Genomic DNA, 22,345 nt, shown 5'->3' on the forward strand with positions numbered 1-22,345 from the left:
AAATGATCAGATCACAGGACTTGGAAAAGGTTCAACTAATTTAGGCAACAACGCCACTGAAGACAACAAAACAGATAAGTAACTAGGCCTGATTTCAGATCATAAGTGCAACATTCATGGAAAGGTATAGAAGACGACAACTGCTGAAAGTAGTGCGCTCTTCTCACCAAAGAAACAAGCAGTTGTAGCATGAATTATCAGCAATTCCTGAAATAGCTAAAACAACTCAGTGCCATCGCTCTACGATATATCTGGAAGTTATCATTGCCGACCTTCGCCATCAAATAAGCTATCGTTACAAAGAGAAAGGCTCCGCAAAGGGGCCTTTTTTAATCCGGTTTCAAATCACTGATACCCTCGATTTCCACTCTTCAAAGATCCCTTCTTTTCCTAACACTCAATTTGGTTAGTCCATTAGCCAAGATGTTAGTAATGTTTTTTGTTTACTTATCTAATTCGCAGGCTATATTAATAAACAAATAGCTTTATAAATAAATGTATTTACTAACATTGGCAAAAGGGAGTTCAAGATGAGTATTGGTAAAGTGGGCATTGTTTTCTTCTCTAAGAATGGAACAACTAAGCAAGTTGCTGAGACAATCGCTGAAGGCATTAACACTCAACAACCTAACTCAGTACTCCTTGTCGAAGTGCTATCTTCTGAAGTGGTCGAAGGAAGGTATGACAATGATGATAAGCTCAAGTCATTAGACAGCTGTGACGCCATTATCTTTGGCTCCCCGACTTATATGGGTTCACCAGCCGCGCAGTTTAAGAGCTTTATGGATGCAAGTAGTGATAGCTATTGTAAGAAAGCATGGCGAAATAAACTCGCAGCAGGCTTTACCACTGGCGGCAGCCTTAACGGTGAGCAGCAACAAACCTTGTTGAGCTTTTTCACTCTGGCCTGTCAGCATGGCATGATTTGGGCTGGGCTTGATATCTCAAAGCACATTGATGACTTAGGTTTGAATCGCACAGGGTCAAGCATTGGTTTGGTCGCCAGTGAAGATGAGACGGCAGATAGCACCAATAGTCACATCAACAGTAACGATCTTCAGACTGCTTTCTATTTTGGTCAGCGCATCGCGAGTCTAGTTAAGAGAACCTAAACTAACTAGTTAGCTGACGGGCTAGCTTCAAAACTCCTAGCTTGATTGATATCTATGATCTCAAGACTAGAGAATGAATGTTGTTTGAGGTAAGTTGAAACAATCATTCCCAACTTTCATGAATATAACCCAATGCTACTCGAAGGAATCGAAACTCTACTGATATTGAGTAAAGCAAAGACCATGAGCCGCACAGGCAGTTTGCTTTATATCAGCCAATCAGCGGTCAGCAAACGGATTGCGAATTTAGAAAAGAAGCTAGGTAAAAAGCTCATTGAACCGAGTGGCCGACAGATAAAACTCACGCCAGATGCGATAGCATTAATCGAGAGTATTGGCCCGACATTCAATGAACTTCGTGGGCTTATTTATGAACAGCAAGAGTTGGAAGATACCACTCTCATCACCCTAGACAGCAATAAGTCTCTGATAGCCGGTTATTTAGGTGAGATGATGGGCCAATTTATCCAGCAAGATAAGTACATCACCATTACCACCAACCACACGCCGAGAATTATCGAACGGGTGCAGTCCGGCAAGGCGACCTTGGGGTTGTGTGCTGGCTTACTGCCACCACATCATGGGTTGATGACCTTCCATCTTTTTGATGAACCGTTTTACATAGTGAGTAAGTCGCCGCTAACGGATCTCCCTCCAATGGTCATCACTAACGACATGACCAATCCAGCCAATTCTTATCAACTTTCTGTATTAGAAAAATTTGGTATCAAACCCTTGATGGAGATGGATGCCTACACCGCAGCGGCGCAACTTGCATTGGGCGGGACTGGGCCAGCGTTGATCCCGCTCTCTATCGTAAAAACACTCAATATTGAGCCTCAATATCTGTATAGCTTCACCGAATTAGCAGGCTTGATTCGGCCGATTCATATCTGTGTCAGACCAAATAGTTACCAGTCTCCACGAGTTAAAACACTGATAGAATCCATTGTTGATGCTGTTCCCAAAGCAGTTTAGACGCCATTAGCATCGACATCACGATCACAAGGGGGCGAATCCATTTCTGCCCTTTTGTCACCACCACTTTAGCGCCAAGCTGAGCGCCCATAAATCCACCGACCGCCATCACTAATCCCAACTCCCAAATAGGCAAACCAGCCAAAATAAAGAAAATTAAGGCAGCGATATTCGAGGTAAAGTTAAGTACTTTAGTACGCGCCGTAGCATCGACTAACGAGAAGTGACCAATAGCAACAAAGCAGACGGTGAAGATAGAACCTGTTCCTGGGCCAAAAAAGCCATCATAGAAACCCACGCCGCCACCAATACACAGAGCAAACATCGCCTCAGAGATCTTCTGTTTTCCTTCAGACGCTCTAGTTTGGGGTGCCAACAGGAAATAGAGAGAGATAGCGATAAGCAGCAGTGGGATAACACTGGTCAGTAGGCTCGCATCAATGTGCTGGACTAACTCAGCGCCAATTGCAGAGCCAATAAAGGTACAAAAGATAGCAAGGCGCATCTCTTTGATGCTGACGATACCGTTGCGCACGAAATACCAACTGGCGGAGAAGCTGCCAAAAGAACTTTGAAGTTTGTTGGTTGCCAATGCCTGCGTTGGTGGTACTCCAGCCGCTAGCAATGCTGGTAGAGTCAATAGTCCACCGCCGCCAGCCATTGCATCAATAAAGCCTGCTGCCGTTGCAACAACAAACAAGATAGCCAATATTTCTAGAGTGATTTCCATATACCCAACGCCTTAAATTCTCGTGAAGCGACAACTTACCACCGTGAGCAAACAATCAACAACGAAACACAAGATTGTAACCTATTCCAAATTTTCATCATTTAGCCATCACCAGATTTTCACTATTTAACCGACACCAGATGACAGACATAAAAAAGCCCACTCCGAAGAGTGGGCTTTGAGCATTTATATCCGCTTAGCAGCGATACACGTTAGTCAATTAAGCTAGAGAAGCTTTAACCTGTGCGTGCAGTTCTTGAACTGAAGTTACTGACGTTTTCGCGTCTGCAGTGTGCGCCATACAAGTCGCAAATGCAGCATTTAGCGTCGTCGTGTAGTTAACTTTCTCAGCCAACGCGCCACGACGAAGAACTTTAGAATCTTCAATCGCTTGACGGCCAGCTGCAGTGTTCACGATGTACGTATACTCGTTGTTCTTGATACGGTCAAGAATGTGAGGACGACCTTCGTGTACCTTGTTTACTAGACGTGGGTTGATGCCCGCTTCGCCAAGGATAACCGCAGTACCGTGAGTTGCGTCTAGCTGGTAACCAAGCTTAGATAGTTTAGATGCTAGGTCAACAACACGCTCTTTGTCGCCTTCGCGAACAGAAAGAAGTGCACGACCGCCTTCTGGGTAGATGTTACCACAACCCAATTCAGCTTTAGAGTATGCTTCTGCGAACGTCGCACCAACACCCATAACTTCACCAGTAGAGCGCATTTCTGGGCCTAACAGTGGGTCAACACCAGGGAACTTGTTGAATGGAAGTACAACTTCTTTCACTGAGTAGTAAGGTGGGATGATTTCTTTCGTAAAGCCTTGAGACTCTAGAGATTGACCCGCCATTACACGAGCGGCAATCTTAGCGATTGGCGCACCAGTTGCTTTAGATACGAATGGAACCGTACGTGCTGCACGAGGGTTAACCTCGATTAGGTACACTTCATTGTTCTTAACAGCAAACTGCGTGTTCATCAGACCACGAACACCCAACTCGAACGCTAGCTTTTCAACTTGCTCGCGCATTACGTCTTGGATTTCTTGGCTTAGCGTGTATGCAGGAAGAGAACATGCTGAGTCACCAGAGTGAACACCCGCTTGCTCGATGTGCTCCATAATACCGCCGATTACAACGCGCTCACCGTCACAAATCGCATCTACGTCTACTTCAACAGCGTCATCTAGGAAGCTATCAAGTAGTACTGGAGATTCGTTTGATACGCTAACTGCTTCGTTGAAGTAGCGACGTAGGTCTTGCTCGTCGTATACGATTTCCATCGCACGACCACCAAGTACGTAAGAAGGACGTACAACAAGTGGGAAGCCGATTTCACGAGATTTCTCTACCGCTTGCTCCATTGTTGTTACTGTCGCGTTTTCTGGTTGAAGTAGGCCTAGACGGTCTACAGCAACTTGGAAACGCTCACGGTCTTCTGCACGGTCGATTGCGTCTGGGCTAGTACCGATGATTGGTACGCCAGCAGCTTCAAGAGCACGTGCCAGTTTAAGTGGCGTTTGACCACCGTACTGAACGATAACGCCTTTTGGCTTCTCAACACGAGCGATTGCTAGTACGTCTTCCAGAGTTACTGGTTCGAAGTACAGACGGTCAGACGTATCGTAGTCTGTAGAAACTGTCTCAGGGTTACAGTTAACCATGATAGTTTCGTAGCCATCTTCACGTAGCGCTAGTGATGCGTGTACACAACAGTAGTCAAATTCAATGCCTTGGCCGATACGGTTTGGACCGCCGCCTAGAATCATGATTTTTTCTTTGTCTGTTGGGTTTGCTTCACACTCGTCATCGTAAGATGAGTACATGTAAGCCGTATCTGAAGAGAACTCAGCTGCACACGTATCTACACGCTTGTATACCGGGTGGATATCGTATTGGTCACGTAGACGACGGATTTCGCTTTCCGCTACACCTAGAATCTTAGATAGGCGCGCATCAGCAAAACCTTTACGCTTAAGCTTGTTTAGCTCGTCTTTATTTAGACCAGCAAAGCCTTTCGCTTTAAGTTCTTGCTCTAGCTTAACGATGTCTTCGATTTGAACTAGGAACCAACGGTCGATTTGCGTTAGGTTGAATACACCATCTACCGACATACCAGCACGGAATGCGTCAGCGATGTACCAAATACGCTCTGCGCCAGCTTCTTTAAGTTCGTGACGGATAGTCGTTAGAGCATCTGGTGCGTCTAGGTCCACCATTTCGTCAAAACCAGTCGCGCCAACTTCTAGGCCGCGAAGTGCTTTTTGTAGAGATTCTTGTTGGTTACGGCCGATAGCCATAACTTCACCAACCGACTTCATTTGCGTCGTTAGGCGGTCGTTAGCACCTGCAAACTTCTCGAAGTTAAAACGAGGAATCTTAGTTACTACGTAGTCGATTGTTGGTTCGAATGATGCTGGAGTTGCGCCGCCAGTGATGTCATTCATTAGCTCGTCTAGCGTGAAACCAACAGCCAGTTTCGCTGCAATCTTAGCGATTGGGAAACCTGTTGCTTTAGATGCTAGTGCAGAAGAGCGAGATACACGTGGGTTCATTTCGATGATAACCATACGGCCATCTTTCGGGTTGATACCAAACTGTACGTTTGAACCACCTGTTTCAACACCAATCTCACGCAGTACTGCTAGAGATGCGTTACGCATTAGTTGGTATTCTTTATCTGTCAGCGTTTGAGCTGGAGCCACAGTGATTGAGTCACCTGTGTGAATACCCATTGGGTCGAAGTTTTCAATCGCACATACGATGATGCAGTTGTCGTTTTTGTCACGAACCACTTCCATCTCGTACTCTTTCCAACCGATAAGTGATTCATCGATAAGAAGTTCATTAGTTGGAGATAGATCCAAACCACGACGACAGATTTCTTCAAATTCTTCTTTGTTGTAAGCGATACCGCCACCAGTACCACCCATCGTGAACGATGGACGAATGATACAAGGGAAGCCAACCATGTCTAAAACTTTGTAAGCTTCTTCCATCGTTTTCGCTGTATCAGCAGTTGGACACTCAAGGCCAATTGCTTTCATTGCTTTATCGAAGCGTGAACGGTCTTCTGCTTTATCGATAGCGTCAGCCGTTGCACCAATCATTTCAACACCGAACTCTTCAAGAACGCCGTGCTTTTCTAGGTCTAGAGCACAGTTCAATGCAGTTTGGCCACCCATAGTAGGTAGAACTGCATCAGGCTTCTCTTTAGCGATGATGTTACGCACAACTTCCCATTGGATAGGCTCGATGTAAGTTGCATCTGCCATATCTGGGTCAGTCATGATTGTCGCTGGGTTCGAGTTTACAAGAATAACTCGGTAACCTTCTTCGCGAAGCGCTTTACAAGCTTGAGCACCAGAGTAATCGAACTCACATGCTTGGCCGATAACGATCGGGCCAGCACCTAGAATAAGAATACTTTTAATGTCAGTACGTTTTGGCATTGTCTACTACTCCGAATTACGCTGTGTGCTGTTTGATTAGTTCAATAAAGTGGTCGAATAACGGCGCTGCGTCTTCTGGACCTGGGCTTGCTTCAGGGTGACCTTGGAAGCTGAATGCTGGTTTGTCTGTACGGTGAATACCTTGTAGAGAACCATCAAATAGTGATTTGTGCGTTGCACGTAGTGTCTCTGGAAGGGTTTCTTCGTCAGCAGCAAAGCCGTGGTTTTGCGAAGTAATCATCACAACATCACGATCTAAATCTTTAACCGGGTGGTTTGCACCGTGGTGACCAAACTTCATCTTCACTGTCTTAGCGCCTGACGCAAGAGCAAGAATCTGGTGACCTAGACAGATACCGAAGATTGGTAAGCCTTTTTCTAGGAACACTTTTGTCGCTTCAATTGCGTAAGTACATGGTTCTGGGTCACCAGGGCCGTTTGAAAGGAAAACACCGTCTGGGTTCAGAGCAAGTACTTCTTCAGCTGAAGTCTCAGCAGGAACAACCGTTAGGCGGCAGCCGCGGTCAACAAGCATTCGTAGGATGTTTCGTTTTGCACCGAAGTCATAAGCAACAACGTGGTATGGCAATTCTGAGTCTGCTTTCGCTTCAGGAAGTCCACCCGTAAGCGTCCACGAACCTTGTTTCCATTGATACGCTTCTTTTGTTGTAACTTCTTTCGCAAGGTCCATACCTTTCAGGCCAGGGAATTCTTTTGCTTTAGCTAGAGCCAAAGCTTCGTCTAGGTTTCCGTCGTTTACTGAAGAGCCAGCTACAATACAACCGTTCTGTGCGCCTTTTTCACGAAGAATACGCGTCAACTTACGAGTATCAATATCAGCGATACCAACAACGTTTTGCGACTTAAGGTAATCAGAAAGGGATTGTTCATTACGGAAGTTAGAAGCGATTAGAGGGAGATCGCGAATCACAAGGCCTTGAGCGTGGATTGAAGAAGATTCTTCGTCTTCGGAATTGGTTCCGGTATTGCCAATGTGAGGGTAAGTAAGGGTAACGATTTGTTGAGAATAGGAAGGATCAGTGAGGATTTCTTGGTACCCCGTCATCGAGGTATTAAAAACGACTTCACCAACTGCAGAACCTACAGCGCCAATGGCTTCACCGTGAAATACTGTCCCATCTTCTAGGACGAGTAGTGCTGACTTCTTCAAGACAACCTCCAGAAATAAAAATGCATTAAAATTGATTTAATTTGCAAATCTACCTTCCTGCAACACCAAAAACTGCGTGTTTATGGAAATTAGACAAATTGGCGGTATTTTAGTGATCTGCGTGATACGTGTCAACATTTAACTCAAAAGAAATTAAACATTTGTAAGGACTAATTCAATTTACCCCCTCAAAGCTCCAAAAGTTCAACTTTCATACGCATTTAGCTCGAATATTACGATTTTCTAATTTTCACCCCTCATTTTAGCCAACCATAGAGTGATAAAAATATCAGCAACAAAACGCAATCGATAAATACCAAGAGAAAACATGACAATTTAAAGATCTAAAACAAAAAACATACTAAAGACCACATAAACAGCATAGAAATGGAGTCAAAAAGGCGATAAGAAGAAAGTAGAAGGAAGATCGGAGAAGTGAGATTACTAAGGAAAAGGCACCAAATAAAGAAAGCGCCGGCAATTGCCAGCGCATAAATATCTATTTATAGGTCATTCAAACCAAGCACATCCGTCATGGTATAAAAGCCTGCTGGTTTATCATTTAACCAAACCGCGGCCTTGATTGCGCCATTAGCAAAGGTCATTCGATCAGTGGCTTTATGGGTAATTTCCACTCGTTCACCGATATCAGCAAACATAGCGGTGTGTTCACCAATAATGTCACCGGCACGAATCGTCGCGAAACCAATCTCATCTTTAGTGCGCTCGCCAGTAATACCCTCGCGTGACCATACAGCTACATCGTTCAGCTCGTTGCCCATAGCACCCGCAATAGCTTCGCCCATACCAATCGCAGTACCTGACGGTGCATCGACTTTATGACGGTGATGAGCCTCAACGATCTCGACATCACAGTAATCGCCCATCACTTTAGCGGCCTTCTCTAGCAGCTTAAAGACCAGGTTCACACCAACGCTGTAGTTAGGTGCCATTACGATAGCCATCTCTTTTGAAGCAGCATCAATCACCTGCTTCTCTTCTTCAGAGAAGCCCGTTGTACCGATGATCAGTTTTTTACCGTGACGTTTACAAAGTTCAATATTCGCTAATGTGCTAACAGGGGCAGTAAAATCGACAATCACATCAAACTCTTCGATGGCTTTAGACAAATCATCGACTAAAGCAACATCAAAACGACCTTCACCGCATAACTCGCCGACATCTACGCCGACCAAAGATGACTCTGGACGCTCTGAACCAGCTCCAACACTTGCTTCTGAATTATGATGAGCGGCTTTCACCAAGTTGCGGCCCATGCGGCCCGCTGCTCCTGCAATTGCAATTCTTACCACTGCGAATATCTCCATTGTTTTGGTTACCGTTGCCACTTATCTCTTGCAGCAACGTTCAATCGATTAATCTCTTTAAACTAACAACAATCTCAAACTCAGGCTAGCAATTACGAAAACTCTTTTATTACTCGCTCTAAAATTGGCACATTTGCCTCTGGGAAGGCGTATTGATTCAATGATTCTAGGCTTACCCATTCACCTTGCTGACCTTCTTTACCATAAGGCTGCTCTTCAAAATCAGTCACGAGAATGAAATCGAACTTAAGTGACTTATCCGTGTAATCAAATTCAAGATGCTCAAACAGAGACTGCTCGGTCACCTTGATACCGACCTCTTCATCAAGCTCGCGAGTCATCGCTTGCTCAATAGTTTCGCCCTCTTCAACCTTGCCACCTGGAAATTCCCAGAAGCCACCTTTGTGCTTGTCATCTGGACGCTTAGTGATAAAGACCTGTGACTTATCTTGATTGAAGATAATACCCGCTACGATATGGATTCTTTTCATTGATGGTGTTCCTTAATAAAACGCTGAACTCACATAGTCCCTAAATACGTCATCCTCAAGAAAGAGGAACGACTGAGTTGGGGATCTAAAACTACGCGAGCCTAACTAAACAAGATTCCCTACTACGCTCACTCCTCGCTATAGGGAATGACAACTTCCTTGCGTAACAAAGTAAGCCATGAAATTTACATACAAAAAGAGCCGCCTAAGCGACTCTTTATATTCTATTTGTCAGTTTTATGAAGCTAAGTTGTAGTGTATGAGAGCAAGGCGGTGGCACGGAGCTTACGACTGTAAGTGAGTACCACCAACGCAGCTATCATGCGCTACAGCAACGATTCATTAAACTTACGCGATTTTACCGTGACACTGCTTGTACTTCTTACCGCTACCACATGGGCATGGCTCGTTACGGCCAACTTTACGCTCGTCACGCACTACCGTTTGTGGAGATGCCGCTTCAGCTTCATCGTCAGCTAGCTGGTTTTCAGCTGTTGCATGTTGCGCTTGTGCACGACGCGCCGCTTCTTCAGCTTGAGCTTGACGTTGAGCTTCCATCTTTTCAACTTCTTCTTGTTGCTGAACGCGCACTTTAGAAAGGATGGTAACAACGTCTGTTTTCAGTACATCTAGTAGGCCTTCAAACAGTTCAAACGACTCGCGCTTGTACTCTTGTTTCGGGTTCTTCTGAGCATAACCACGTAAGTGGATACCTTGACGAAGGTGATCCATCGCAGCCAAGTGCTCTTTCCAAAGGCCGTCTAGCGTTTGTAGCATCACAGATTTCTCGAAGTTACGCAGTACTTGAGCACCAACCACTTCTTCTTTCTGTTTGTACGAATCAACCGCCATAGCAAGAATACGCTCACGCAATGCTTCTTCATAAAGCTTGTCGTCTTCGTCTAACCAACCTTGAATATCAAAGTCTAGATCGAAGTCATTCTTCAGACGATCTTGCAGACCCGCGATATCCCACATATCTTCAAGAGACTGAGGTGCGATGTATTCATCAATCACTGATGCCAATACATCTTCACGGTTGTGTTCGATCATCTCGCTGATATCGTCAGAGCTCATCAGTTCATCACGAAGCTCATAAACCACTTTACGTTGGTCATTGGCTACATCATCGTACTCAAGAAGCTGCTTACGAATATCGAAGTTACGACCTTCAACTTTACGTTGTGCTTTTTCAATTGAGCGAGAAAGCATCTTAGATTCGATCGCTTCGCCTTCGTCCATACCACTTTGGATAAGACCAGCCATACGATCCGATGTGAAGATACGTAGCAGAGAATCTTCCATTGATAGGTAGAAACGAGAAGAACCCGCATCACCTTGACGACCAGAACGACCACGTAGCTGGTTGTCGATACGGCGAGATTCATGACGCTCAGTACCAATGATGTGCAGACCACCTGACTCAAGCACTTTATCGTGGATTACTCTCCAGTCAGCTTTGATCTTCTCGATCTGCTCTTTGGTTGGATTCTCTAGCTTCTCAACTTGTGCCTGCCAGCTACCACCTAATACGATATCGGTACCACGACCAGCCATGTTAGTTGCGATAGTTACCGCACTCGGCATACCAGCTTGTGCAACGATCTCTGCTTCCATTTCGTGGAATTTAGCATTTAGAACGCTGTGCTTAATTTTTGCTTTTTTCAGTGCGTTAGACAGTAGTTCAGACTTCTCGATAGAAACCGTACCAACCAATGATGGCTGACCAGCAGCTACACGGTCTTTGATGTCTTCAATGATCGCATTGAACTTGTCTTCTTCGGTACGATAAACCACATCTGGCATATCGTTACGAACCATAGGCTTGTTGGTTGGGATAACCACTGTTTCTAGGCCGTAGATAGACTGAAATTCGAAAGCTTCTGTATCGGCTGTACCTGTCATACCTGACAGTTTTTCGTATAGACGGAAGAAGTTCTGGAATGTAATCGATGCTAGCGTCTGGTTTTCATTCTGAATCTTCACACCTTCTTTAGCTTCAACAGCTTGGTGTAAACCTTCAGACCAACGACGACCTGGCATAGTACGACCAGTATGTTCATCAACGATAACCACTTCGCCTTCTTCAGTAACGATGTAGTCGACGTCTTTCTCAAACAGTACGTGTGCACGCAGCGCTGCATTAACATGGTGCAATAGGCTGATATTAGTTGGAGAGTAAAGCGTGTCACCCTCTTCCATCAGGCCGTTTTTGACCATTAGCTCTTCTACAAATTCTTGACCGTTTTCAGTCAGGTGAACCTGTTTCGATTTCTCGTCCATGGTGTAGTGACCTTCACCACGGTACTCTTCAGAATCTTCTTTATCTTGGCGCTCAAGGTTAGGGATCAACGTGTTAATACGCGTGTAAAGATCTGAACTATCTTCAGCTGGGCCAGAGATAATAAGTGGAGTACGAGCTTCATCGATTAAGATTGAGTCAACCTCATCGACAACAGCAAAGAAGCGCTCACGTTGAACACGATCTTCAGTACGGAAAGCCATGTTGTCACGTAGGTAATCGAAGCCAAACTCGTTGTTTGTTCCGTATAGGATATCCGCTTGGTACGCTTCTTTCTTCTCTGGTGGAGCCATGTTTGGCACGTTTACGCCAACAGTCATACCAAGGAATTCAAATAATGGGCGGTTTGTTTCCGCATCACGCTTCGCTAGGTAGTCGTTCACCGTTACTACGTGAACACCTTTGCTAGGTAGGGCGTTAAGATAAGCTGGTAGGGTTGCTGTAAGAGTCTTACCTTCACCAGTACGCATTTCTGCAATTTGGCCAGCATTTAGAACCATGCCACCAATCATTTGCACGTCAAAGTGACGCATGCCGTAAACACGCTTAGACGCTTCACGTACCGTAGCAAATGCTTCAGGTAGAAGTTGGTCTAGCGATTCACCTTTATCTAAGCGCTCACGAAATTCAACCGTTTTTGCTTTTAGTTCTTCGTCTGAAAGTGCTTCAAACGTTGGTTCGAAGTTATTAATTTCTTTTACAATTTTTCTAAGGCGGCGCAGTGTTCTGTCATTGCGACTGCCAATTACCTTTGTCAGCAGCTTAGTAATCATGTGCTTGGAATCTCTTCGTTCTCAGATCGTCCGCGATCTATTTTAAATGCCGTCAGTGTCTCTACTAGCTATGAACTAGTCTTCAGTTACTAACCAAGGATACTGAGATAAATCTAGTATCTTTGATATTGTACTTGAGAGTAGAGTTTTCAAGGCTTGAGTTAAAATTAATGCCCTTTAGTGTAAGTAATTTTCACACCAACAACCATTTATAACCCCATTTGTTTGATGTGCTTGGAACTTTTCTTTCTAATTGCTGATGGATTAGCCAGACTGCAGCTCATTGGGAGACAACTTTCGGATGTTGACGACACTGTATCTGGAAAATAGATACAAAAAAACCAGGTCAATGACCTGGTTTTCGAAATCTTATATTGCTGTAAACAACAATTACGCTAGAACCATTCCTGGTTCAGCAAATGCAACAGGAGAGCCTACTTCTTCTTCGAATGTTGCCCATTCCCAAGCTTCTGCGTCAGCAAGTACTGCACGTAGTAGTTGGTTGTTTAGGCCGTGACCTGATTTGTATGCACGAAACTCACCAATAATAGCGTGTCCACACATGTACAAGTCACCAATCGCATCTAGTACTTTATGAGTTACGAACTCATTGTCAAAACGTAGACCCTCTTCATTAAGAATTCGGTATTCGTCAAGTACGATAGCATTATCAAAGCTACCACCAAGTACTAGGTTTTGAGATTGTAGATACTCAATGTCGCGCATGAAGCCGAAAGTACGAGCGCGAGAAATTTCTTTCACAAAACCTTGTGAAGAGAAATCAAACAACAAACGTTGCTCATCAGATTCAATAGCTGGGTGGTTAAAGTCGATCTCAAAGTCCATACGGAAGCCGTTAAATGGAACAAATTCTGCCCACTTATCGCCATCTTCAAAACGGATAGGCTTTTTGATACGAATAAAACGCTTCGCTGCATTCAGTGTTTCTACACCCGCTTGCTGTAGCAAGTATACGAATGGGCTTGCGCTACCATCCATAATTGGGATCTCAGGTGCATCTACTTCAACAATAATGTTGTCGATGCCCATACCCGCTAAAGCTGCGTTAAGGTGTTCCACTGTAGAGATACGTACGCCTTCGTCATTAACAAGAGCTGTACATAGCATAGTGTCACGAACTGACGCTGGATCAGCTGGGAAATCTACAGGTGGATTTACATCTGTACGACGATAAACAATACCTGTATTTGCAGCTGCCGGGCGAAGAGTAAGTGTGACTTTACGACCAGAGTGGAGACCCACACCAGTTGTTTTCACAATTTCTTTCAGAGTACGTTGTCTGATCATCTGCTTGCCTCGTTATCAGTGCTACAAATCACGGTCAGTATTTACCGACCGCGAATTTTACCATTAATTCGACGATAGTCAAATTTTGGGTATTTGTTAATCAGCCTGACGTCGTAAGAATGCTGGAATATCTAAGTATCCACTCTCTTTCTCAGCCTTAGGTGCTGCACTTTGGCTAGCGCCTGTACCTGAAGAAACAGGTGACGTTGTTGGCTGCGGCTTAACTTGAGGTTTAACCTCAGTTTTTTCTTGCAATGGTTGTGCCACTTTCTCTTCCACTTTTGGTGCAGTTTGAGCCGCTACCTGTGGTTGAGGAGTTGGTGCAACCTTAGCTTTACCACCAGCAACTAATGTAATGTCTGGTTTTTTCTCTGTGCCGATACCTGTTGCTACAACAGTTACACGGATTTCATCCGTCATATCAGGGTCTAGAGAAGTACCAATCACAACTGTTGCGTTATCAGATGCGAATGCCTTAACTGTATTACCTACTGTTTCGAATTCATCTAGACGCATATCTAGGCCTGCTGTGATGTTCACAAGAACGCCACGTGCGCCAGCTAGGTCGATGTCTTCTAGTAGTGGGCTAGAAATTGCCGTTTCAGCAGCTTCTTCAGCACGGTCTTCACCTTTTGCGATACCGCTACCCATCATTGCATGACCCATCTCAGACATTACGGTGCGAACATCCGCGAAATCGACGTTAATCATACCAGGGCGAGTAATTAGCTCAGCGATACCTTGTACAGCGTTTTTAAGTACATCATTAGCACTTGCGAAAGCTTCTAGCAGAGTTACGCCGCGGCCAAGTACTTTAAGTAGCTTCTCATTTGGAATCGTAATTAAAGAATCCACATGTTTAGAAAGCTCTTCAATACCTTGCTCAGCAAACGCTAAACGTTTTTTGCCTTCAAAGCTAAATGGCTTAGTTACAACAGCAACCGTTAGCACACCCAACTCTTTCGCAACTTCAGCAATAACTGGAGCAGCACCTGTACCAGTACCACCGCCCATACCAGCTGCGATAAATACCATATCGGCGCCAGTTAGAACTTCTTTAATTCTTTCTCGATCTTCGAGAGCTGCATCACGGCCTACTTGTGGGTTTGCACCAGCGCCCAAACCTTTAGTGATATCACCACCAATTTGGATCACGCTGCTCACGCTTGTTTTACGAAGTGCTTGTGCATCAGTGTTAACACTGATGAATTCTACGCCTTCGATTGATTCACGTACCATGTGCTCAACAGCGTTACCGCCACCGCCACCAACTCCAACGACTTTAATTACTGCATCGTCAGACATTTCCATCATCGGTTCAAACATGTGTTATCTCCGTTTTTTCCTGCAACTCAGGTTAAAACTCTTTTTGTATCCAATTACGCAATTTGCCAAATAAACCAGACATAGAAGGTGCTGAACGCTTAGGTTCGCTGTAATCACCTTCATCACTGATCTGACAATCTCTTGCGTAATGAAGTAAACCAACCGCCGTAGAATGATACGGCTCTTTAACATAGTCAGTTAAGCCACTAACTTCTAACGGCTTACCAACTCGAACTTGATTGCGGAAAACACGTTCCGCACACTCTACCAATCCGTCAATTTGTGCCGCTCCACCAGTGAGAACGACGCCAGCTGCAAGGTGGTGTTTAATACCTTCATCTCGTAGCTGTAATTGAACCGTATCAATAGTTTGGTTAACGAGACCCATAAGTTCAGTGTAACGTGGTTCAATCACTTCCGACAAAGTTTGTCGTTGCAAACTTCTCGATGGGCGACCACCAACACTTGGGACGTTAACAGAATCATCCTTGCTTACGAGTTCACTCAGAGCGCAACCATGGTTTACTTTTATCTCTTCAGCATCGCTCACTGGCGTGCCGAAAGCGAAGGCAATATCACTGGTTACTGCATTTCCTGCGTAGGAAAAGACTTCTGTGTGTCGAAGTGCGCCGCCAGTCCAAATGGAAATATCCATTGTACCCGCACCGATATCGACAACACATACTCCAAGCTCTCTCTCGTCTTCAGTAATTACCGCATTGCTTGAGGCAAGTCCTGAAAACACGATTTGTTCTACTGTGAGACCACATCGTTCAACAGCTTTAATAATGTTTCTCGCCATGTCGCTGTGGCAAGAAATTAGATGAACACTGACTTCCATTCGAACACCAGATAAACCAAGTGGATTCTTGATCCCCTCTTGATAATCGATGGTAAATTCTTGTGGAATCACGTGCAGAATTCTCTGCTCATCACCTATTTTAATTGATTTCGCGGTATGGATCGCTCGATCCATATCGTCTTGAGACACCTCTTCATCAGAAATAGTGCCCATGCCTTTTTCAATTCGGCTCGCGATATGTTTGCCCGATAGCGAGATAAACACATTGCTGATTTGGCATTCCGCCATCAACTCTGCTTGATCAATGGCTCGCTGAACTGACTTCACTACCGACTCTAGGTCGTTTACACCACCTTTATCCATACCTCTGGATGGGCTTTGCCCTGAACCAATGATATTGATTTGACCATCAGGCAATATTTCACCAACTAGAGCTGATATGGTCGCAGTGCCTATATCAAGACCAACGATTATGTTGTCATCTGCGGTCTTAGTCATCTGTGCTCTCTTCTAACTCTTGCTCTGGAAACCAACCTACAGCGGCTCCCGTATCATACCTGAGGTCGATGTAGCTCACTTGATTCGCTTTACTACCAAGTTCGTTGTAAAGCGAAATGAAGCGTTCAACACGCTCATCTAAAGAATCTTTACCTAGTTCTAAACGGATACCGTTATCTAGGATTATTTGCCAAGCGCGACGCTCATTGAGAACGAGCGAGGTAACGGTTAACCCTAGATTGTTAATCAAAGGGGTTATCTGTCGCCACTTTTCTATCACTTTTTGGCTGGTGCCGTCTGGGCCGTAAAGCTTGACTCTATCGCCCTTCAAAAGACCGATATCACCATTAAACACCTGACCATCGTCATTCAGCAGCATGTTACCGTTCCAGATTGCTGCCGCATGGTACTCAGTCAAAAATACTTTTATTGTGTCTGGCCACTGCTTACGAATGGACACCACTGAAACCCAAGGTAACGCTTCTAAACTGTCTTGCAACACACCGATGTCTTGCGACATGAACGTTCCAATATGCTCTAGCTCGCCAAAGGCATGTTGAACATCACCAGCAGTTACGTAAGTTAAGTCGCCTTGAAGTACTATTTTGGAGAGAGGCAATCGCTGATCGTCCCACATCCAAGTCAGTGTGGTATAGAAAAGAAATCCAATGAATAGCAGTACCATGACAAAAAAAGACCCGCCTACAGCGTGTTTCTTTAGCGATGGTAAACTGAATAGGTGGCGGTTTTCGCTAAAAGTACTTTCTACCAAAGCCCGCATTCCCTGTCGTTGGTTCGCAATTCTATTCCCTATCTTCGTAATAGAGGTAAAAGCACTTACTTTAACCTATGAATTATACTGAGCAAAATCAAACTATCAAACGTTGATAATAAGATTTTTGGTCAATTTTAGGTCAATCGCAAGAAGTGAGCGATCAACCACAGTCTGTATACAGTATTCTGCTACGCGTTTTGCATCTTATTAATGTCTAATTGTAGCGATTCAAGTTGCTTCGCTACACGACCAACATCACCAGCACCCTGTGTTAAAACAAGGTCTCCGCCTTGAATAACGTTGGCTAAAACCGACGGCAGCGTGTTGATATCAGCAACAAAGATGGGATCAATCTTACCACGCCCACGAATAGTTCGACTTAACGAGCGTCCGTCAGCCCCTGCAATAGGTTTCTCACCTGCAGAATAAACATCTAACAGAATAAGCACATCAACCTGCTCAAGAACGTTCGCGAAGTCATCATACAGATCGCGAGTGCGGCTATAACGGTGCGGTTGGAAGATCATCACAAGACGTTTATCAGTCCAACCACTTCGTGCAGCTTGAATGGTGACATCAACTTCGGTTGGGTGATGGCCGTAATCATCGACCAGCATTGCAACACCCTTACCCGTTTCATATTCACCAAGGTGATCGAAACGACGGCCAGTGCCTTCCGTTCCAGCCATCGCTTTTAGAATCGCTTCATCGCTGATGTCATCTTCCGTCGCAACCGCAATCGCCGCTGATGCGTTCAGTGCGTTATGGCGACCGGGAATATTCAACGTAATATCGAGATTGGCTTTACCTTTACGAACAACCGTAAACTTGCCTTGCTGACCTTGTTGTACATAGTTTTCAATGCGGATATCAGCGTCTTCAGAGAAGCCGTAAGTAATCACTTGGCGGCTCACCTGAGGGATAAGTTCACGTACAACAGGATCATCTACACACATCACAGCCTGGCCGTAGAACGGCAGGTTGTGTAGGAAATCGATAAATGTCTGCTTTAGCGTTTCGAAATCGCCGCCGTAGGTATCCATATGATCCGCTTCAATGTTAGTTACGATACTAACCATAGGTTGCAGATGTAAAAATGAAGCATCACTCTCATCGGCTTCAGCGATAAGAATACGGCTTGAACCTAAACGTGCGTTAGTGCCAGCACTTTTAACCAAACCACCGTTTACGAAGGTTGGATCTAGGCCGGCTTCCGAGTAAATCTGTGTCACTAGCGCAGTCGTGGTTGTTTTACCGTGCGTACCTGCCACAGCAATACCGTGACGAAAACGCATCAGCTCAGCCAGCATTTCTGCACGACGAACGATCGGTGTGCGCGCTTCACGAGCTGCAATAATTTCTGGGTTTTCTTCGTTGATAGCGGTTGAAACAACCACCACACTTGCGTCGGCAACGTTACTCGCTTGGTGACCGATATAAACGGTCGCACCCTTGCTAACTAAACGATCAGTCACTGGGTTTTGAGCAATATCAGAACCCGTGATCTGGTAGCCTTCATTTAGCAAGACTTCAGCAATCCCGCTCATTCCGGCACCACCAATACCAATGAAGTGGATAGATTTAACACGGCGCATCTCTGGCACCATTGCACGGATTTGCGCTAAGTCTTGGGTATGTTCAATCGTCATCAATTCAATCTCATTATTTTGCTAAAGCTTTAATCGCTTCAGCGACGGTCACATCAGCATCAAGCTTGGCGGCTTGACGAGCTTTTGTTGCCATCATTTTTAATTCATTTCTATCAAGCTGCGCGATAGTGTTCGCTAGCTTATCAGCCGTTAGTTGAGGCTGTTCAATCATTAACGCTGCGCCACATTCAACTAAATGGTCGGCATTCAACGCTTGTTGTCTGTCTTTGTGCATAAACGGAACGAAGATAGAACCGACACCTGCCGCAGACACTTCTGATACGGTTAATGCACCTGAGCGACACACTAATAGATCTGCCCACTCATAAGCTTGCGCCACATCATCAATAAATTCAGTCACTTGAACATTACCAACAGAATGTGATTTGTATTGCTCAATAACTTGTTGTTGATTGTTCTTACCCGCTTGGTGCATCACAGTGAAGCCTTCACCAAGCTGCGCCATCGTTACTGGCAAGGTATCGTTTAGGATTTTTGCGCCCTGACTGCCGCCCATAACCAAGATGCGGATGTCACCATCACGCTCAGCCATGCGTTGCTCGGGTTCAGCTAAGGCAACCACATCTTCGCGTACTGGGTTACCCACCACTTCTGCAGTAGGAAACGCACCAGGGAAAGCTTGGAAAACCTTTTTAGCAATCTTAGACAGCCATTGGTTGGTTAAACCTGCCACTGCATTTTGTTCATGGAGAACCACTGGAATGCCAGACAACCATGCCGCGATACCACCCGGGCCACTCACGTAGCCACCCATACCAAGTACCACATCAGGCTGCCATGCTTTGATGTGTTGCCTTGCTTGAAGTATGGCATTAATAATCTGGAACGGCGCTTTAATTAACTTGCTAATGCCTTGACCACGCAGGCCTTTCACTTTGATGAAGTCGATTTCAATGCCATGCTTTGGCACTAAATCCGCTTCCATTCTGTCTGCTGTGCCTAACCAGCGAATTTCCCAACCTTGTTGCTGAAGCTTTTTCGCTACTGCTAACCCTGGGAAAACGTGACCGCCAGTACCACCAGCCATCACTATAAGTTTTTTGTTTTGTTTCATCACGTTAGATTCTTATTCTACTAATTCGTTTTGACTATCAGCTTGTTCTTTTTGTTGCATTCGGCATTCGTGGTCAATGCGCAGCAGCATTGATACCGCCACAGACATAACAATTAAACTCGAACCACCATAACTGATTAGCGGTAGGGTTAGACCTTTGGTCGGAACGATGCCAGATGCAGCACCTACGTTAACAAGCGTCTGAAACGCAAACCAAATACCAATACCAAAAGCCAGATAGCCGCTGAACACTTGATCGTGTTCAAAGGCTTTTTTACCTATCAGAATGGCTTTTAACACCAAGCTGAAGATCAACATTAATACTAAGGTAACACCGACAAAGCCAAGCTCTTCAGCCAACACAGCAAATACAAAATCGGTATGCGCTTCTGGTAAGTATTCGAGTTTTTGAATCGAGTTACCAAGCCCTTGCCCCATCCAATCACCACGGCCAAACGCCATCAATGACTGAGTTAACTGGTAACCACTGCCGAACGGGTCGTTCCAAGGTTCCCAGAATGAGGTAACACGTCGAACACGATAAGGTTCTATAACAATCAAACCGACGACCGCGGCAATACCTGCCACCATCAAGGCGATAAACTGTGAAAGCTTGGCACCAGCAATGAATAGCATGCCGAACAGGGTCACTAGCATTACGACCACAGTACCTAAATCGGGCTGGCCTAGCAGCAGCACGGCAAAAGCGCCGAATACCATGATCGGTTTACCAAAACCACCGAAGAAGGTTTTTCTCACTTCATCTTGCTTCCGAACCAAGTAGCCCGCCATAAAGATAAACAGCGATAACTTGGCGACTTCAGCGGGTTGTAAGTTAAATAGCCCTAATGGGATCCAACGCGATGCTCCGTTAACCGACTTACCGACGGCTAATACCACAATCAGCAAGAAGAAGGACAAGCCCAGTAGATACATACTGTATTGAAACCAGCGTTGCATCGGGATTTGCAATATGACGCTAGAGACACCTAACGCCAATACAAGGAAGATGGCATGACGGAACATAAAGTGAAACGGCTGATCGGTTAAACGAGCACTGATGGGGAACGAAGCAGACGTCACCATCACCAAACCTGTCAGCATTAGCCCAAGAGCAATCCACACCAATTGACGATCGTAAAGCGCCTCGGGAGTAGCACGGTTTAGCCACTGCCAGATGGATTGATTAATCTCTTTGACTCTTTGCACTGAATGTTAGTCCTTCAACACGTTAAGCATACTCATGAGCAAGCTCAGTGAACGCATCACCTCTTGCCATGAAATTATTAAATTGATCGAAGCTTGCGCACGCCGGAGACAGCATCACCATATCTCCAGCCACCAGCTGTGGCGAGATAGATTCGATTATCTGCTGCATGGTATCGAACTTTTGTGCCGATAGGTGCAGAGGCATGAATTGATCTGCATCTTCACCGAAACAACACAGCTGAACACGCTCAAGTTGCGCCAATACTGGTTCAAGCTCACTAAAGTCAGCACCTTTACCAACGCCGCCAACCAAAAGATATAACGTACCTTGATACTCCAACCCAGACAGGGCTGCCAATGTGCTGGCTACATTCGTTGCTTTGGAGTCATTAACCCATTTGATTTCGCGCTTGTCAGCCACGACTTGGCAACGATGCGTCAAACCGTTATAGGCCTTCAAAGCATCAAGACTTTTGCTGTAGTCGATACCAACTTGCTTCAATAGTGCAAGTGAGACTAACGCATTCGCCACATTGTGACGTCCAACCAATGTTAAATCTTGGGTAGCAAGGACAGGTTTACCGTGATCGACCAACCACTCAGTACTATCAATCGTTGATACACCAAACTCTTGGTTATCTAGGCCAAAAGTCAACAATGGCATTGTCTGGTCAGGGTAAGTCTCTTTGTCTTCACGATTAACAGTCGCACACTGCGCGTTATTAAAGATTCTTAACTTGGCCTCACGGTAATCAGCCATGCCTTGATAGCGATCCATATGATCTTCAGACAGATTTAAGAATGCCGCAGCGGCAAGTTTTAAATTCGATGTAGTTTCTAACTGAAAACTTGAAAGTTCAAGGACATATAAATCCGCATCAAGTTCTAGAAGGTCTAGGGCAGGAATGCCAATATTGCCGCCAACGCCAACATTAAGCCCAGCAGCCTTAGCAAGCACACCAGTCAGATCAGTCACGGTACTCTTACCGTTTGAACCAGTAATCGCCACAACAGGCTTATCTACAGCCCAACCAAACAGCTCGATGTCGCCAACGACAGGCGTACCCGCTTGAAGCACATCTTGAATTTCAGGTGTCGCTAAAGCAATGCCTGGGTTAGCAACCACCAGATCAGCCTCAGCTAGCCATTGGCTATTCCAGCTTCCAGAATGCAGCTCTACCGACTCAGGTAAAGATTCTTTTCCTGGTGGTAGCTCTCGCGTATCAATGACCTTCACATGCGTATGAGGTTGATATTTTACGAGATGTTTAACGACAGAGAGCCCGGTAATACCGAGCCCCACAACCACTACATTTTGAATATTTTGCCAACGTTCCATTTAAACAAGATGCTCTTAATAGTTTTAA

Annotated in this window: 16 protein-coding genes; 2 read left to right on the forward strand and 14 right to left on the reverse strand. The window is 45.1% G+C overall.

Annotated features, from left to right (window positions below; genetic code table 11):
• The first annotated feature begins 530 nt into the window (after positions 1-530).
• Together AB6D06_RS09185 and AB6D06_RS09190 are read left to right on the forward strand one after the other, a co-directional pair.
• Positions 531-1,112 (forward strand): flavodoxin family protein, encoded by a 582-nt coding sequence (locus AB6D06_RS09185; protein WP_069597297.1) that lies wholly within the window; start codon positions 531-533, stop codon positions 1,110-1,112.
• Between the two features lie 132 nt (positions 1,113-1,244).
• Positions 1,245-2,090, forward strand: coding sequence for a LysR family transcriptional regulator (locus AB6D06_RS09190; protein ID WP_372100390.1), 846 nt, complete (start codon positions 1,245-1,247; stop codon positions 2,088-2,090).
• Here AB6D06_RS09190 and AB6D06_RS09195 read toward each other — a convergent pair.
• From AB6D06_RS09195 to murD, 14 genes are all read right to left on the reverse strand, one after another.
• Entirely contained in the window at positions 2,041-2,820 is a 780-nt protein-coding gene (locus tag AB6D06_RS09195) for a TSUP family transporter (RefSeq protein WP_012603222.1), read from the reverse strand. The two genes, AB6D06_RS09190 and AB6D06_RS09195, sit on opposite strands and share 50 nt — an antisense overlap.
• Positions 2,821-3,040: 220 nt before the next feature.
• The gene (gene carB, locus AB6D06_RS09200) at positions 3,041-6,271 is read right to left on the reverse strand and encodes a carbamoyl-phosphate synthase large subunit (RefSeq protein ID WP_372100392.1); all 3,231 of its coding nucleotides are present in this window, start codon (positions 6,269-6,271) and stop codon (positions 3,041-3,043) included.
• 16 nt (positions 6,272-6,287) lie between these two features.
• Positions 6,288-7,442, reverse strand: a complete 1,155-nt coding sequence (gene carA / locus AB6D06_RS09205; protein WP_010434758.1) for a glutamine-hydrolyzing carbamoyl-phosphate synthase small subunit — start codon at positions 7,440-7,442, stop codon at positions 6,288-6,290.
• A 503-nt stretch (positions 7,443-7,945) separates the two neighbouring features.
• A complete protein-coding gene (gene dapB / locus AB6D06_RS09210; protein WP_020628676.1) occupies positions 7,946-8,770 on the reverse strand; it encodes a 4-hydroxy-tetrahydrodipicolinate reductase in 825 nt (274 codons plus the stop codon).
• A gap of 92 nt (positions 8,771-8,862) precedes the next feature.
• Positions 8,863-9,261: an 8-oxo-dGTP diphosphatase MutT gene (gene mutT / locus AB6D06_RS09215; protein ID WP_017062897.1), complete on the reverse strand. Its 399-nt coding sequence runs from the start codon at positions 9,259-9,261 to the stop codon at positions 8,863-8,865.
• Between the two features lie 348 nt (positions 9,262-9,609).
• On the reverse strand, positions 9,610-12,336 hold the full coding sequence (gene secA / locus AB6D06_RS09220; RefSeq protein WP_372100394.1) for a preprotein translocase subunit SecA: 2,727 nt from the start codon (positions 12,334-12,336) through the stop codon (positions 9,610-9,612).
• 390 nt (positions 12,337-12,726) lie between these two features.
• Positions 12,727-13,644, reverse strand: coding sequence for a UDP-3-O-acyl-N-acetylglucosamine deacetylase (gene lpxC / locus AB6D06_RS09225; RefSeq protein ID WP_010434751.1), 918 nt, complete (start codon positions 13,642-13,644; stop codon positions 12,727-12,729).
• A 96-nt stretch (positions 13,645-13,740) separates the two neighbouring features.
• Positions 13,741-14,970, reverse strand: a complete 1,230-nt coding sequence (ftsZ, locus tag AB6D06_RS09230) for a cell division protein FtsZ (protein ID WP_017059291.1) — start codon at positions 14,968-14,970, stop codon at positions 13,741-13,743.
• Between the two features lie 31 nt (positions 14,971-15,001).
• Positions 15,002-16,270 (reverse strand): cell division protein FtsA, encoded by a 1,269-nt coding sequence (gene ftsA / locus AB6D06_RS09235; protein ID WP_010434747.1) that lies wholly within the window; start codon positions 16,268-16,270, stop codon positions 15,002-15,004.
• Positions 16,263-16,955 carry a cell division protein FtsQ/DivIB gene (locus AB6D06_RS09240; RefSeq protein WP_372050049.1) on the reverse strand — a complete coding sequence of 231 codons (693 nt, stop codon included), beginning with the start codon at positions 16,953-16,955 and terminating at the stop codon, positions 16,263-16,265. Before AB6D06_RS09240 ends, ftsA begins: the two co-directional genes overlap by 8 nt.
• 278 nt (positions 16,956-17,233) lie before the next feature.
• Positions 17,234-18,694, reverse strand: a complete 1,461-nt coding sequence (murC, locus tag AB6D06_RS09245; RefSeq protein WP_102428620.1) for a UDP-N-acetylmuramate--L-alanine ligase — start codon at positions 18,692-18,694, stop codon at positions 17,234-17,236.
• A gap of 13 nt (positions 18,695-18,707) precedes the next feature.
• The gene (gene murG, locus AB6D06_RS09250; RefSeq protein WP_102428619.1) at positions 18,708-19,769 is read right to left on the reverse strand and encodes an undecaprenyldiphospho-muramoylpentapeptide beta-N-acetylglucosaminyltransferase; all 1,062 of its coding nucleotides are present in this window, start codon (positions 19,767-19,769) and stop codon (positions 18,708-18,710) included.
• 12 nt (positions 19,770-19,781) lie between these two features.
• Positions 19,782-20,978: a cell division protein FtsW gene (gene ftsW / locus AB6D06_RS09255; RefSeq protein ID WP_065584711.1), complete on the reverse strand. Its 1,197-nt coding sequence runs from the start codon at positions 20,976-20,978 to the stop codon at positions 19,782-19,784.
• Positions 20,979-21,000: 22 nt separating this feature from the next.
• Positions 21,001-22,317 (reverse strand): UDP-N-acetylmuramoyl-L-alanine--D-glutamate ligase, encoded by a 1,317-nt coding sequence (gene murD / locus AB6D06_RS09260; RefSeq protein WP_372100396.1) that lies wholly within the window; start codon positions 22,315-22,317, stop codon positions 21,001-21,003.
• Between the last annotated feature and the right edge of the window lie 28 nt (positions 22,318-22,345).

It is taken from the genome of Vibrio sp. 10N.239.311.G01 (assembly GCF_041465805.1).
Lineage (GTDB): Bacteria > Pseudomonadota > Gammaproteobacteria > Enterobacterales > Vibrionaceae > Vibrio > Vibrio crassostreae_C.